We start from the raw sequence: 13939 nt of genomic DNA, 5'->3' as shown, positions 1-13939 counted from the left end.
AGAAAAGCCCGGAAATAAGGGGTTTTTCCCGGCAACCGGCTCGGCAACGGGATAACAACAGGGGGTGCAACGGGCTGTCCTTTTCAGAATGGAAGCTCCATCTGTTCTGTGACCTCCACAAAACCGTCCATCGTTTTTTCAGACGGGTTGCCGGAGTCCGTTGCCGGGTTTTCACGCTCCCAGCCCTTTTGTCTGCCATATTCGGAAAACATTCTTGGGTTTGGGAAGTACCGCCAGCTGGAAATGCACTGGTTCATAATCTCGTTGATTTCCCGGATTTCCCATTGCTTCGGCTCGTCAAAAGCATGGTTCAAGGCTTCCTTATAGAGCTGCTTGGAGCAGACCATGCTCCCGGTGTATTTATCAAGATACGCCTGTATCATCCCGGCTTTGGTGTCCTCCGGCATAAAATCCCGCTGGTGTTCTTTGAGATACCGCTGCATGGCGGGGCTGAAAGCCAGCTTGAACCTGCCGCTTTTATAAATCTCCATCGCTTCCGCCCACATCTGCCCGATATAGGCTCTGGAAGCGGCTTCATCCTCCAAAATGTGAACTTCCGCCTGCTCCGGGTACACCATGACCGGGATAAAGCGGCGGTTGCCGGAACGGTCAAGGGGCAGGAAGTCAAGGGCATTGGAAGTGCCGCCAAACACGCACTGACGGGGGCGGTCTGCCGGGTGGGTTTCATAAGGTATCTTGTAGACCTCTTTCTGCCGGCTTAAAAATGACTTGATTTCCTCAATGCTCTTGGCGTTGGCGGTTGCCATCATTTCCGACATTTCAATAATCCAGTGACCTTGCAGCTTGCGGTACACATTGTCATCGTCCAGCTTCCGCAAATCATCGGAGAACCACTCGTCCCGGACTGCCAGCAGCCGGAAGAAGGTGGACTTTCCAGCCCCCTGACCGCCTACCAGACAGAGCATGATTTCAAACTTGCACCCCGGCTGAAAGGCTCGTGAGATTGCACCCAGCAGGAACAGCTTCAACGCTTCATAGGTGTAATCGTCTGCGTCAGCCCCCAGAAAGTGCCGCAGGCAGAAGCGGATTCGCTCTGTCCCGTCCCACACAAGGGTATTGAGATAGTCCCGGATGGGATGGTACTTGTTTTCATTCGCCACAATCCCGATGGCGTTATCAATCTTTTTCTCATTGGTAAGCCCGTAGGTTTCTTCCAGATAAAGAAGCAGATACTTCATGTCCGTATCGTTCAGGGCGGTGCTTTCTCTGTGAAAACCGATGGGCTTTATGATGTCCTTGCGGTCAGTCAGGATGTTGTATGCGATAGCCCCTGAAAGCAGAGGGTCACGTTGGAATACGGTCAGGCAGTTCCGTATGCTCTGACGGACACCGCCTTTCTCGGTGGTTTCCAGCCCCGCCTTGATTTCCTCAACGCTCTGGGGCGGCTGCATGGCGTTCATAGTGTTTTTTAGTTCTTGCTGCGTCTGCGGCTGCAAGTTCTGCCATTCGCTGTTCAAGCTGTATCACATCCTTTCCGTAGTCCGTAATCAAATCCGCTTTTTCCTCTGTTTCCCCGAACAGCAGCACATCCAGCAGATATTCCACTTGGGCTTGCTTCTGTAAGGCTTCCACAAACCGGGGATGAAAGGCTTCCTCCGGGGAGTGCGGGGCGTAGTCCGTTCTCCATGCCATCAGCAGATGGAGATAATCGGCAAGAATACGGAAGCAGCGATTCTTTGCTTCCTGAAACTGTTCCTCCGGGGATTTCTGCCGGGTCTTGGGCTTTTTTACCTTTCCCGGCGGTTTCCAGTCCTCATAGGAAAGCCCGAAGTCCTGTGCCAGCTGTACGGCGGCTTCTTTCTTTCCCAGCCCATACAGGGCGGCGGCAAAATCAATCACATCCCCATCCGCACCGCAGCCGAAGCAATGGTAACGCCGATCCAGCTTCATGCTTGGGGTTTTATCGTTATGGAACGGGCAGCAAGCCATCCCGTTCCGACCTACATGGATTCCATAATACTCCGCAGCCTGTCTTGTTGTGACGGACTGCTTCACAGCTTCGAATACATTCAAATCTATCCCTCCTTGAAAATAAGAAAAGCACCTGACATTCTCTAATTGAAAATGGCAAGTGCCTGTTAAAGTTCCATATCCTGTTGTCTGTGTTTCTCCTGTGCCGGGGCGGTTCTTTGTGCTTTTTTCTCGTCAGTCTTATCCTGCAAGACTTCTTTGATGGGCTGCTTCTTGGGCGGCTCTTTGCTTTCCTCTGTGCCGGGTGTGGCTTTCCGTACCCAGTAGCGGATGTCCCGCAGCTTCTTCAAATCCTCCTGTACCTCGGTCAGTGGTACTTTCAGCTCTGCGATTTCGCTGAGAAGCGTTTCCTGCTCCTGTTGCAACTCATTTTTCGTTTTATCCTTATCGTCCGGGTGCTTGGCAAGGTAGTCAGCGGCTTTCTCATACCGGGCAACCTCCGGGTGTTCCTGTTTGAATTTCCCCTTTATTTTCTTAAAAAATATCTTCTGGTACTTCTCATAGACAGCCTTACATTCCTTGCAGTCTGTCCGGCTGGCAAGAATCCCGTCAATCACTTTGCTCCGGGCTTCCTTTGGCTTCATCTGATTGCGGTAATCTGCGGCTGATTTCCCGGAAGATTCCAGAAACGCTTCTAAGTCCTCCACAGTGGAAAGCCCCTTTTGCCGGAGATAGGACAGGGCTTCGCTGACTGCCTTTAAGTCCTGTGAAGTTCCCCGGTTCTGTCCAGCCCTTGTCCAGTCCTTCCGTTCTTCCTTTCGTATCTCCATATACTTCATCAGCAGATTGGGAAGAAGTGTCGCTTCCTCCGCCGCCTTTTGTGCAAGCAGCTCCTTCCGTTTTTCTCCCAGCTCGGTAATCCAGCCTTTGAGGTTTTGGATAAGCTGCCGGATGGACTTCATCAGGCGGTTGGCGGCTCTGATTTCCCGGTTCAGGTTGCCGATATTCGTCTGGATACCTCGCTTTTCCATCTGCCGGACAGCAGTCCCCTCATGGACAGTGGGGACTATATCAAGCCCCTGTCTGGCATAGGAACGCAAGTCCACACGCTCCGGGCGGTCATTGGCGTCCAGATAGCGGTTCTGGATAACCTCCCATTCATGCCGCCAGATTTCACAATACTTCTGGTCGTTCCAGTCCACCGTATCCTCCTTGTGGCTTTTCCACCTGCCGGACGGCAGCTTTATCCGTTCCCCATTCTCGTCAAGGTCATAAACCTTGCGGCTCTTGGGAAGCCATTTTCCATGTTCATCCATTGCCCGCATGGTCAGCAGGACATGGGCGTGGGGATTGTGTCCCGGCGGATGGGGGTCATGGATGGCAAAATCAGCAATCATGCCTTTGGAAACAAACTGCTGTTCACAAAACTCCCGTACAAGGACAGCGTACTGGTCGGGCGGTATCTCTCTGGGAATGGTAAGCACCCACCGCCTTGCAAGCTGGGAGTTCCATTGCTTTTCCACCGCTTCGGCGGCATTCCATAAAGTATTGCGGTCTGCATATTCCTGTGGAGCATTTGCCGGGAGCAGGATTTCATTGTGGACGATACCACGCTTTTCCGGGTAGTGCTTTACTTGCTGGTCGTATTCACAGAACAGCTTTTCGCCGCTTTGGTAAGCAGCGGCGGCAACCGCAGACTGCCGCTGGCTGCGCTGAACAATCGTGATTTCGTTGTGTGGACAAGGCATTTCGTGTCCCTCCTTTCGCTAATTGGTGGATGGGGTGGCGTTTTACCACCTCATTTTGGGCAGAAAAAAAGCAGGAGACCTTTTTCAGATTTCCTGCTCGGTGTGCCACTGTGTGAGCGGCGGGTATTTAGTTGTAAAAGTTCGGGACAAGTTGACCCGATGTAAAGCTAACAAACTGGAATTGCACCAAAACAATCTAAGACAACAACGCTGCCCTACTTGCGATTTTTTCTTGTACTGCGGAAACAGTTTCTTGAATGGAATAAGTGGTCGTATCTATAACATTCGATTCATATATTCCCAGATTGCAAAATTGCTCCCACATGGTTTCTACCAATTCGATATTTGTCTTTCGGTCTAACTTTGAGCGTTCAACAGCTCGCTTCAAGGTTTCTTCCTTACTTGCCCTTAAAATAATATAATGCACCTCATAATGTTCCCGAACAAGACTTTGCCACGGCTTTAAAAACCACGGTCCGATAATACCGTCAACAATTACATCATATCCACCACGAGCATATCGCTTCGCAGCTTCTAAAAACGCTTCAATGACAATCAAATTTTGCTCATTTGATTCTGGCAAATGCGGTGGTATTGCCCCTTTACTCAAATAATGATAAAAGTCATCTGTGTGCATATGCACAGACTTTTCCAAATCTGATTCTTTTGCAACAGCAGATGCCGTTGTAGTTTTTCCTGTCCCCGGCGCACCTGTGATTACAATAATTCTACCTTGATTCATCTATATTTTACCTCCACAAATTACGATTTTCTTAATTCTACAAACTGGAATTTGAGTCTCTGTAAAGCTGGAATTAACCCATACAATTATTTTAATTTAGAGGTTCTTACGCAATTATCCGTATTTTGTAATTTTTCAATACTGGAATGCCAGTGTAAATCAGCATTCTCCATTTTTATTAAAGCGAAAAACGTAAAATTGCGGAAGAACCAATTTAGATATTCACAATTTTACTTGCCACAGTATCTCGAAAAACACTGTCATGTTCTACCAGGAGCATGGTCGGGGCAAACTCCGTTATGAGTTGTTCAATCTGCATACGTGAGTACACATCAATAAAGTTGAGCGGTTCATCCCATACATACAAGTGTGCCTTTTCACAAAGGCTTTTCGCAATTAGGACTTTCTTCTTTTGCCCGCCAGAAAAGTCTTTAATATCCTTTTCAAACTGTACACGCTCAAAGTCCATTTTCCTAAGAATTGCCTTGAACAAACTTTCATCAAGGTTGTTTTCTTCTGCAAACTCGGAAAGGGTTCCACATAAATACGATGTATCCTGTGGCACATAAGAAATTACAAGCCCAGAGCCAAGTGTTACTGTACCCGTATAATCTATGGACTGCCCGACTACCAACTTTAACAGGCTACTTTTGCCACTGCCGTTCTTTCCATCAAGCACAATGCGTTCTCCCTGTCTTATTTCAAACGAAACGGGTTCACAAACTGAAATGCCATCATAATAAACTACTACATTCGATAATGATGCAAGCAAATCTGTATGGTAATTAAGCGGTTGTATCTTGAGGGCTTCTGCGGTTTCCATATTTTTCAGCAATGCTGATTTTTGTTCGATTGTCTGTTGTTGTCTCGCTTCTATAGATTTTGAACGCTTCATCATTTTGGCGGCTTTATGACCGACATAACCTTTATCTGCTGCCCCAATTTTGGAAGCTTCTACACGTTCAGACCATACTGCAGCGCGTTTTGCCGACTGCTGTAATCGTCTGATGTCCTTTTGCAAACGTTCGTTCTGAGCCAGTTCAAATTCTTGCTGTCGCTCAAAATTTGACATCCATGATGAAAAGTTTCCTCTTTGCACTTCGATATTCGCTCGGTTAATCGATAGAATATAGTCAACACAATCGTCAAGAAAGCGACGATCGTGAGAAACTAAGATGAATCCCTTTTTCTTTTTCAGATATGCCGCCACACTTTTTCTCGCTTTGGCATCCAAATGGTTGGTAGGTTCATCAATCAGTAGGAAATGCCCTTCATTAAGAAAAAGAGCGGCAATCAAAACCTTTGTCTGCTCTCCGTTGGAAAGTGTTTCAAAAGGTCGCCAAAGCACATCGACATCAACATCAAGATAAGAAAGTTCTCGCATAAGTTCCCATTCTTCCGCAAGTGGGCAAATCTCCTGCAATATATCCTCTGTAATACGATTCTTATCTGAAACGGGATAAGGAAAATAATCAAACTGTACGGATGATAGGATTTTTCCACTATACTCATATTTCCCAAGCAGAAGATTCAGAAAGGTTGTTTTACCTCGTCCGTTTCTGCCCACAAAACCAAGCTTCCAATCGGTATCAACCTGGAAACTGACATTTTCAAAAACATTATCATAACTTGTCGGATATGAAAACGTAAGGTTTTCAATTTTAATCATTGACATAAATATTATCCTCCTTTGCATGTCATACGATACAAAGTCGGTTCGGTGAATGTTTACTACGTATAGATTTCACCAAAAGGAACCGACACTATACGGAGTGAATCATGTGTAACTATCTGTTCTGCACTATTCATAAAGCACCTCCAAAACAAAATAAGAGCCACAAGAAAGTTTATCCTTGCAGCTCGTCATAGCATAAAATAACACCACTAAGCAAAAGTGGCAACAGCACTATATTGAGTAAGATAGACATATAACTTTCTTGCAATAGACACAATAATGCCAAAGTATAGCACTACCGCATATTTTGATTTTATTTGCAAGAAAAGTTAATCATCTTCCCACCTCTTTCTAAATTTCAAAATATTATACCATAAATCGCAGGCAAATACAAGTGGTTATAAAAATTTAACAAATCGCTTATAATACAATCATATAACTTTACGCATTCCTTACTGACCGTAAAATTCCGATTTATTGCTGACTTTATTATACTTTATTGCCTATCGAAAAGATAGCATATTTTATGAAACTTGTCGGCTGGGAACAGCTTGCAACGCAAGGTGTCCCCAGATGACAAGTCCACAAAAGGGTAGCTGGCGGTAGCCAGCGCAGGGGAAGCGTAGCGTCCCCTGTATGATTTGGAGCAGACCATGACTGCGAAAAATCACAGCCCTCCGGCAAGGAGCCTTCGGAGAACGCAATGCACCAACCTTTGGGTGGTGTATAATTGCGCCCTTAGTAAACTAAGGGGTTTCCGGCTTCTCACGTTCCAGCAGTTTCTTCAATAGTTCCTGCGTGTCCTGCCTGTGAAAAATGAGTGTCAACAACAGCATGACATCATCATCTGTCAGGCGTTCCGGCTCTTGCAGAAAACTTTCCAGCATACCGCCACGAGTACAGAGCCGGTGTGTCCGTTCTTTTCGGGTAAGCTGCTTTAGCTGGTGCTGCAATGCCTTTTCATCATTGATGGCTTTCCGCAGTTTCTTTTCACTCTTTTCCAACTCTCGGTTGAGCTTTTCCAGCTTTGAGGTATCAGGCAAGGGCAGCGTCCTCCTTTCCCGGTATCAGCACATAAATCCTGTTTGGTTCTCCAACGCCCTGACGCACTCGCATGATCAGTCCGGCGGTTTCCAGTTCATTCAGAGAACGCTTGACCGTCATGGGGCTGCGGGACAGGACTGCGGCAATGGCTGTGACAGGGAAGCAGATAAACAGGATTCCGTTCTCGTCCTCCTGTCCGTTGGATAGCATAGCGTCCAACATCCGGCAGTACATGACCTTTGCGGTGCTGCTGACTGGAAATCCTGTCAACGCTCTGGGAAAGGGCATACAGGGCGGCAACGGTGTGCCTATCGTCATAAATTCAAAATTCATTCGGTGTGTTCCTCCTTTTTCTTTGCTCTTTTGGATAAATAACGGGGGCAGTCAACCACAACCGCCCGGAAGCTCTGCTTGCACCCATGCTTGCATTTCCGGCATAATTCGTTGTAAGTGACACGCCCCCGGTCATTGAGGTAAAAAGAAAGCTCATGCTTCCTCTTTTTGCTCATTCTCGGCATATTGCGTTTCCTCCCGTTTTAGTGTATAGTTTCGGGGCGATTTTCGGCAAAATTACGGTCATAGAGCCGTCTAAAATCTCCAGAAGTATCAGCAATAGGGTAGACTATCCCCCTATCAGATTGTCGTGTTTCGGTATCATTTCGGTATCAGTTCGCCAGTTCTCCCCGGTGTCGTTCCTCCCCTGAATCTCACAGCGGCGTATTGCTCCCTTTGGTACGCTCGTTTCGGTCAGGGTTCCTCCATATCCCTGCCAAAAGTCATGGCGCTACATCGCCGGGGAAGCATATCCCACACAGGCTGGTCATTCGATTGGAATAATCCATCGATGAACTACCTGTATCATAGAACATTTTTGTGCCCTGTGCCGTATGTCCACAAAGTAGGAATTAAGGGTAAAAATCAGAAATTTCCACGATTGCGGAAAGTATGATATAATCCAGTTAAGCGGCAGTAATGAAACCGCCGGAAAGGAGCGTGCGCCCATGAAAGGAGCGACAAGCATACAGGAACGCCTTTGGGAACTCCGCAAGGACAAAGGCTTAAATCTGGAAGAATTATCAGAGCTGACGGGCATTTCCAAATCAGCTCTTGGCAGTTATGAAAAAGAGGATTATAAGGAAATCAATCATGGCAACCTTATCACGCTGGCAGACTTCTATGGGGTTTCCGTTGATTATCTGCTGTGCCGGACAGAGAACCGGGAGCAGATCAACACGCCACTAACAGAGCTGCATTTGAATGATGAGATGGTGGCACTTCTGAAAGGCGGTCGGATTAACAACCGTCTGCTCTGTGAGCTTGCCACTCATAAGGACTTTATCAAGTTTCTTGCGGACATTGAGATTTATGTAGATGGGATTGCCACCATGCAGATTCAAAACCTCAACGCCCTTGTCGATACTGTCCGGCATGAAATCATTGAACGGTATCGCCCCGGCGAAGACGACCCGCATTTGAAAGTGCTGCAAGCCGCCCATATCAGCGATGATGAATATTTCAGCCACATGGTTCTTGATGACCTCAATCTCATTATCCGGGATATTCGGGAAGCCCACAAAAAGGACAGCGAGAGTGCGCCCCAGACCACCGTTGCCGATGAATTGAAAGAAAATTTGGAAGCGGTTGAAAATTTCAAGGGCAGTCGGGATGAAAAGCTGGTTGTCCTTTACTGCAAGCAGCTCGGCATCAACTATAAAAATCTGTCAGACGAAGAATTTCGCTGGCTCATTCGGATTCTACAAAAATCAAAGAAAACAGGAACTCCTATCAGTCAAAGGAAAAAACGGTAAAGAAAAACCGCTGTTGCATGGTTGTGTTTGCTTCCATGTAGCAGCGGTTGGTGCTATACTTATTCAGTTAAAATTTCAAAGCGATAAAGTGGAATTTATCTTAGAAATTACAGCAATGTTATTTTGATAAACTTTCAAGAATTGAAATATCATGCTTATCTTTATCTCTTAATTCATAACCTGAATGGAAAACTCTTTGGCCTTTTAAGGATATACAAGGAATTGTTTTTCCTTCAAAAAAAGCACTACCAAAGTAATCTTTTTCAAACTCATACCAGCCACCCTCTAAATCAGCTTGTTTTGAAGTTCCGTCCTCACTTAAAACGAACGGGTGAATGTCTAAGTAACCAAGTTCATCACTATATAACTCTATTCTAACCGGTTTCCAGTCTGTATCAATTTTATAGCCCAGATTCAAAAGCACATTTAACAATTTTTCCGTATGTTGAGCATCAAAATTTATATCTATATCTCTATGAATTCTTGTTTGTTTACCAGCTAAAATATCTACACCCCATCCGCCATCCAACCAGTATGTAATTCCAGTATTTTCGAATAATTCTATTACTTTCATTAAATCTTCTTTTGTTGTTATTTCTTTTCTACCCATACAAAGTCTCCTTTACAACTTCTAATTTGTAATAATCATTCTACCATACCGTTATGAATAAATCATCTCATGTAAAACAATTTCTTCTGCCCGGTTGTGAATGTTATTGCAACGCTGCACCCATTCCATTTGACGGGTACGCTTCAATTCCTCGGTCACGCCCTCGGCAGCTTTCATCTGCTCCATGATGGTGTCTAACCGTTTCTGTGCCTGTTCGTTCAGGTCTGCAAGATATGTCCACAATTCCCCGGTCAGGGTCAATGTGTGTAATCTGGCTGGGCAGACTTCTCTTAAATATTCCCGGTGCATCCGTCCGTACTTTCCGATGGGGCGGTGTTCCTCCGGCAACTTCAAGTCCGGGATGTAGTAATCTCCAACAAGGATATAATCAATTCCGTTTTCTTTTATTCTTGGTTTCAATTCGCTCATGTTCCTTACCTCCTGTGGAAGCAGGCTCGTCTGGTACTAACTCAATCACATCGGTAATCTCACAATTCAGCGTTTCGCAGATACGGGCTAATGTATCCATGCTGATGTGCTTTCCCTCTTTGCTCATGTTGGCAATCATATTTGTTGTCATACCAGCGGCAAGCCTTAAATCCTCTTTTCTCATATCACGCTCTAACAGTGTGTGCCAGAGTGGTTTATAGCTGATGTGCATATTGTTTTCCTGCCTTTCTATCCATACCACCGGAGCGGCTGCCCCGGCAGGAACTTTTCTCTTATTATAGCACCAATCTTGTGAAATCACAATTTATTCTTGTAGCCTGCCGCTGATACCGTCTGGATTGGCTTTTCCTTTCTTTTTGTTCCCTTTAATTAGCCATGAACTGCTTCATGCCCTGGGACTTTGCGCCGGGGTTATCGTTGCCGTAGCCCTCAAGCAGATTGATTGCACCCCAGATGCCAAGACCTGCGCCCAGAGCGATAACGAGAGTCTGAAGAACGGTTACTGCGCTATTGAAAAATGCCATAATATTTTCCTCCTAAAATTTGAAATTGTTTTGAGAATAGAAAAAGCCCTCCGTACTACCGGCATCAAAACCGGACGGAAGGCTTAGTTTACGAGAATCTTTTCAAGGAACTCCTCGACGGTTATCACGCCAAGTTTCTGTTCCATTCTGCTTCTTGCATATTCAGTTTCACAATCATATATATCACCACCACCTTTCATAAGAAACAGCCAATACATTGACTGCAACAAATCTTCACGAGAAGCACAGATTGTCGGTGAAAAAACGACAGGTGAAACCTTCAGAACCTCTGCGAGTTTCGCTGTGGTTTCTGCATTAGGGGTTCGAGCGTTTTTCTCATACTGAGCAATACGGACATCCGCTGTTTTCTCGGAATACCCCATCAGGAGTCCAAGCTCTTTCTGGGTAAGGCGGCGAAATCGTCTAACGAACTTCAATCGCTGCCCAATAGAGGTATCCGTGATCCACCAAGTCATTTTTTTTACACCTCGCTTTCTGCAAATTCTCGATATACAACCTCATTTTTTGCTCTGCGCTTGCCTACGGCTTCACTGGGAGCAAGGTCAGGGTAGGTTGCCTGCACTTTCTGTCTGCTTCTGCGGACAGTTTCAAACCCCGGAAAGCTGCGTCTATCCAGTTCCTTCAAAAACACAGGAACCGTCATGGCATGAATGTCGATGCCACGCAGACCGGAATAGTGTTCCAGTACCATCAGGTACAAATGATTGTCGGTATTTCTTGCCTTGTGGTCGTGTTCCAAGATGTTCTTAACCAGGGCAGATACCGTTTTCAGATTTTCCAAACAGAAACCTCCTTAATCCGCATCGACTACCACAAACTCATCACCTGCCTTGAGCTTCAACCTTCGACTCAGAAACTGCTCAATGTTGAACTCATTTCTCTTATCAAAGTCTGATGTGTACTTATAATTGGGGTGCTGCGTCAGATCGTACTTGTCAGAAAGAAACGGTCTGACACCACGCAACTGCAAAATACACTTGCTGCCATCCAGAACCGCAAGCTCATCTACGCTCGCAAGGTCTTTGCCTAACTTCTGATAATTCAAGCCGTAAGACGGGCTGTTACCTCTGGTGTTGGAGGTGTTGTAGGTGTCGATAGTTTCTTTTCCCAATGCCTGATTCAGTTCTTTGAGCGTGGTTGGCTCAGAACCACCCAGGAAAATTCGGGAATCCATGTTGCCGATGATGGTATCGGCATTGTCTTTATAAATGGCTTTCAGCTGTGATTGTGCCTGGAGAACAAGGCAAGCCGATATTTCACGGCTTCGGATTGTCGCTACCAGTTTTTCCAGATTGGGAATCTGACCGATGTTTGCCATCTCATCAATCAAGCAGCGCACATGAACCGGCAGTCTGCCGCCGTACACATCATCTGCTTTCTCGCACAACAAGTTGAACAGCTGTGTGTAAATCATGGAGATCAAAAAATTAAACGTCGCATCCGTATCTGACATAATCAGAAAGAGCGCCGTTTTCTTATCTCCGAGAGTATCCAACTGCAACTCGTCATAGGCAGTCACATCTCTGACCTCCTGAATATCAAAAGGAGCCAGACGAGCGCCGCAGGAAATCAAAATCGACTTAGCGGTCTTGCCGGCAGCCAGCTTGTATTTTTTATACTGACGGACTGCAAAGTGATTCGGCTTTTTCTTTTCCAGGGCTTCAAACATCAGATCCACCGGGTTCTGGAACTCCTCATCATCTTCCCGCACCTCCATTGCGTTCAGGAACTCAATCAGGGTGGAGAAATTCTGTTCCTCAACCGGAGCTTCATAGTGGATATATCCGATCAAGGCACAGTAGAGCAGCGTTTCCGCCTTCGTCCAGAACTCATCACCGGCTTTTCCATCACCCTTTGTGTTGGCAATCAGCGTTGTCACCAGTTTCAGAATGTCTTTTTCTGAATGGATATAGGCAAATGGGTTATAGTGCATCGACTTCTGAAAGTTGATGGTGTTGAAAATCTTGATGGTGTAGCCATGCTTCAAAAGGGCGTTGCCGCACTCAATCACGATGCTGCCTTTCGGGTCAGTGACCACATAGGAACTGTGCATCTGGAGAAGGTTTGGCTTCAACCAAAAGCGAGTTTTACCGGAACCCGAACCGCCGATAATCAGAACATTCTTATTTCGGGCATTGGCAGGATTCTTCGGGCGATTGCTCATCATCAGCCGCTCCGTTTTCGTCAGGATCACATTGTCCTCGAACTTTGGTGCAATAAACGGCTCAATATCTTTTGCCGTTCCCCAACGAGCAGAACCGTACTCAACATTGTGTCGGTACTTCTTTGCGTTTTTGCCTTTTAGATAGACAGCCAGCCGAAGTCCTGCGCCGCAGAGAATACCAATCAGCAAATCCAACGGGTGAAAGCTGGGAAACGGATTGTTCAGGGCTATCGGAAGGGCATGAAAAAAGCTGAGGATTTTCGCAGATGAATCTGCCCCCTCAGCCAATCTCCATGCTTCTCCTAAATTCGTAGCGAACAACCCTACCAGAAAATACGGTAAATTCAGAATCAGGAGCTTTTTCATTTTTCTCTTATCCATCACAGATCACGCTCCTGTTTCTTCTCTCGAACCTTCTTCGGAATCGCTGCGACAATTTCCTTGAACTTCTTCAGCTGCGCCAGAACGCTCGGCTTTTCATTCTTGGTTAATGCCCTTGCCTGATGTTCCTTGCAGATTGCATCCAAAGCATCTGCATCTTTAGAACGGACAAAAACAAGAAACCGGGGAGGATCAACGGACTTATCTTTTCTTACGGCAAAGTCCACGCCATACTTCTTGGCGAGCTTTTCAAAATCACGGATACTCTCTTTGTCGATCTCAACATTCGTAGCACCCTGATTCTGTCCCAAAAGCTGTTTCACGGATTGCTTTCCATGAACGGCAGGGTCTCGTGCCTTTTTCATCTTCACTTTTTCCCGGTGCTGCAAATACTTGCGGATACCGGCAATGATAGTGCGCCCCGTCAGCTTGGTTGTGCTGATCGCCAGGTTTACTGTTCTGTTTTCAACTTCTTCCTGCATGATTCATCACCTCCTGCAAGCAGTAGAGTGAACAGATTATCGTGCCATATCTCTGTGGTCGTAATACAGATTGCCCTTGGCAACTGCGGCATGGCTGATAATCTTGATATTGCCAGCTTTCTGGTTATCCAGAGCCTTCTGATAACCCACATCGCTCAAATACAGGCGATTTCTTTCGCCTTTCCAACCGACAGGCGATTCATCGGTCAGCACATCGAAAATAATCATGTGCTTGGTGGCGTCATCAAATCGTGCCAAGTCCATATAGGTATGTCCCTGGTACTCCTTGGCACCATCCTGAATCCGCTTTCGCTCCATCAGCTCTCCAATCGTCGAATTTCTTTGCATAAGAACCTCC

18 protein-coding genes are annotated in these 13939 nt (G+C 46.2%); 1 reads left to right on the top strand and 17 read right to left on the bottom strand.

The window, feature by feature from the left end; translation table 11 throughout:
* Positions 1–83: 83 nt before the first annotated feature.
* From ACQRCC_RS10000 to ACQRCC_RS09965, 8 genes are all read right to left on the bottom strand, one after another.
* Entirely contained in the window at positions 84–1421 is a 1338-nt protein-coding gene (locus tag ACQRCC_RS10000; RefSeq protein ID WP_002584323.1) for a virulence-associated E family protein, read from the bottom strand.
* The gene (locus ACQRCC_RS09995; protein ID WP_002584324.1) at positions 1390–2034 is read right to left on the bottom strand and encodes a CHC2 zinc finger domain-containing protein; all 645 of its coding nucleotides are present in this window, start codon (positions 2032–2034) and stop codon (positions 1390–1392) included. Before ACQRCC_RS09995 ends, ACQRCC_RS10000 begins: the two co-directional genes overlap by 32 nt.
* 65 nt (positions 2035–2099) lie before the next feature.
* Complete coding sequence (gene mobQ / locus ACQRCC_RS09990) at positions 2100–3680, bottom strand: MobQ family relaxase (RefSeq protein ID WP_002584325.1); 1581 nt, start codon at positions 3678–3680, stop codon at positions 2100–2102.
* A gap of 196 nt (positions 3681–3876) precedes the next feature.
* Positions 3877–4422: an AAA family ATPase gene (locus ACQRCC_RS09985; protein WP_002584326.1), complete on the bottom strand. Its 546-nt coding sequence runs from the start codon at positions 4420–4422 to the stop codon at positions 3877–3879.
* 214 nt (positions 4423–4636) lie between these two features.
* A complete protein-coding gene (locus ACQRCC_RS09980) occupies positions 4637–6097 on the bottom strand; it encodes an Lsa family ABC-F type ribosomal protection protein (protein ID WP_002584327.1) in 1461 nt (486 codons plus the stop codon).
* Positions 6098–6843: 746 nt separating this feature from the next.
* A complete protein-coding gene (locus ACQRCC_RS09975; RefSeq protein ID WP_002584328.1) occupies positions 6844–7140 on the bottom strand; it encodes a DUF3847 domain-containing protein in 297 nt (98 codons plus the stop codon).
* Positions 7133–7474 carry a DeoR family transcriptional regulator gene (locus ACQRCC_RS09970; protein ID WP_002584329.1) on the bottom strand — a complete coding sequence of 114 codons (342 nt, stop codon included), beginning with the start codon at positions 7472–7474 and terminating at the stop codon, positions 7133–7135. Before ACQRCC_RS09970 ends, ACQRCC_RS09975 begins: the two co-directional genes overlap by 8 nt.
* On the bottom strand, positions 7471–7659 hold the full coding sequence (locus ACQRCC_RS09965; RefSeq protein ID WP_002584330.1) for a hypothetical protein: 189 nt from the start codon (positions 7657–7659) through the stop codon (positions 7471–7473). Before ACQRCC_RS09965 ends, ACQRCC_RS09970 begins: the two co-directional genes overlap by 4 nt.
* Positions 7660–8142: 483 nt before the next feature.
* Here ACQRCC_RS09965 and ACQRCC_RS09960 point away from each other — a divergent pair, with 483 nt between their 5' ends.
* Positions 8143–8949, top strand: coding sequence for a helix-turn-helix domain-containing protein (locus ACQRCC_RS09960; protein ID WP_002584331.1), 807 nt, complete (start codon positions 8143–8145; stop codon positions 8947–8949).
* A gap of 118 nt (positions 8950–9067) precedes the next feature.
* Here the strand turns inward: ACQRCC_RS09960 and ACQRCC_RS09955 are convergent, their stop codons facing one another.
* From ACQRCC_RS09955 to ACQRCC_RS09915, 9 genes are all read right to left on the bottom strand, one after another.
* On the bottom strand, positions 9068–9559 hold the full coding sequence (locus ACQRCC_RS09955; RefSeq protein WP_002584332.1) for a nucleotidyltransferase domain-containing protein: 492 nt from the start codon (positions 9557–9559) through the stop codon (positions 9068–9070).
* Between the two features lie 51 nt (positions 9560–9610).
* Positions 9611–9988: a TnpV protein gene (locus ACQRCC_RS09950; RefSeq protein ID WP_002584333.1), complete on the bottom strand. Its 378-nt coding sequence runs from the start codon at positions 9986–9988 to the stop codon at positions 9611–9613.
* Entirely contained in the window at positions 9948–10220 is a 273-nt protein-coding gene (locus ACQRCC_RS09945) for a helix-turn-helix domain-containing protein (protein WP_002584334.1), read from the bottom strand. The genes ACQRCC_RS09950 and ACQRCC_RS09945 overlap by 41 nt, the downstream gene beginning before the upstream one ends.
* A gap of 154 nt (positions 10221–10374) precedes the next feature.
* Entirely contained in the window at positions 10375–10533 is a 159-nt protein-coding gene (locus tag ACQRCC_RS09940; protein WP_005929973.1) for a Maff2 family mobile element protein, read from the bottom strand.
* An 83-nt stretch (positions 10534–10616) separates the two neighbouring features.
* A complete protein-coding gene (locus ACQRCC_RS09935) occupies positions 10617–11009 on the bottom strand; it encodes a helix-turn-helix domain-containing protein (protein ID WP_002304334.1) in 393 nt (130 codons plus the stop codon).
* A gap of 5 nt (positions 11010–11014) precedes the next feature.
* Entirely contained in the window at positions 11015–11335 is a 321-nt protein-coding gene (locus ACQRCC_RS09930; protein WP_002304332.1) for a hypothetical protein, read from the bottom strand.
* Between the two features lie 12 nt (positions 11336–11347).
* Complete coding sequence (locus tag ACQRCC_RS09925) at positions 11348–13099, bottom strand: VirD4-like conjugal transfer protein, CD1115 family (RefSeq protein ID WP_002588968.1); 1752 nt, start codon at positions 13097–13099, stop codon at positions 11348–11350.
* Entirely contained in the window at positions 13099–13581 is a 483-nt protein-coding gene (locus ACQRCC_RS09920; protein ID WP_002304320.1) for a PcfB family protein, read from the bottom strand. The genes ACQRCC_RS09925 and ACQRCC_RS09920 overlap by 1 nt, the downstream gene beginning before the upstream one ends.
* Positions 13582–13617: 36 nt before the next feature.
* On the bottom strand, positions 13618–13929 hold the full coding sequence (locus ACQRCC_RS09915; protein ID WP_002304317.1) for a DUF5720 family protein: 312 nt from the start codon (positions 13927–13929) through the stop codon (positions 13618–13620).
* Positions 13930–13939 lie beyond the last annotated feature (10 nt).

Source organism: Sporofaciens sp. SGI.106, from assembly GCF_050314255.1.
Classification (GTDB): Bacteria; Bacillota; Clostridia; order Lachnospirales; family Lachnospiraceae; genus Claveliimonas.
Note: the sequence above shows the minus strand (reverse complement) of the source record. Positions and strands in the feature narration are given on the sequence as shown.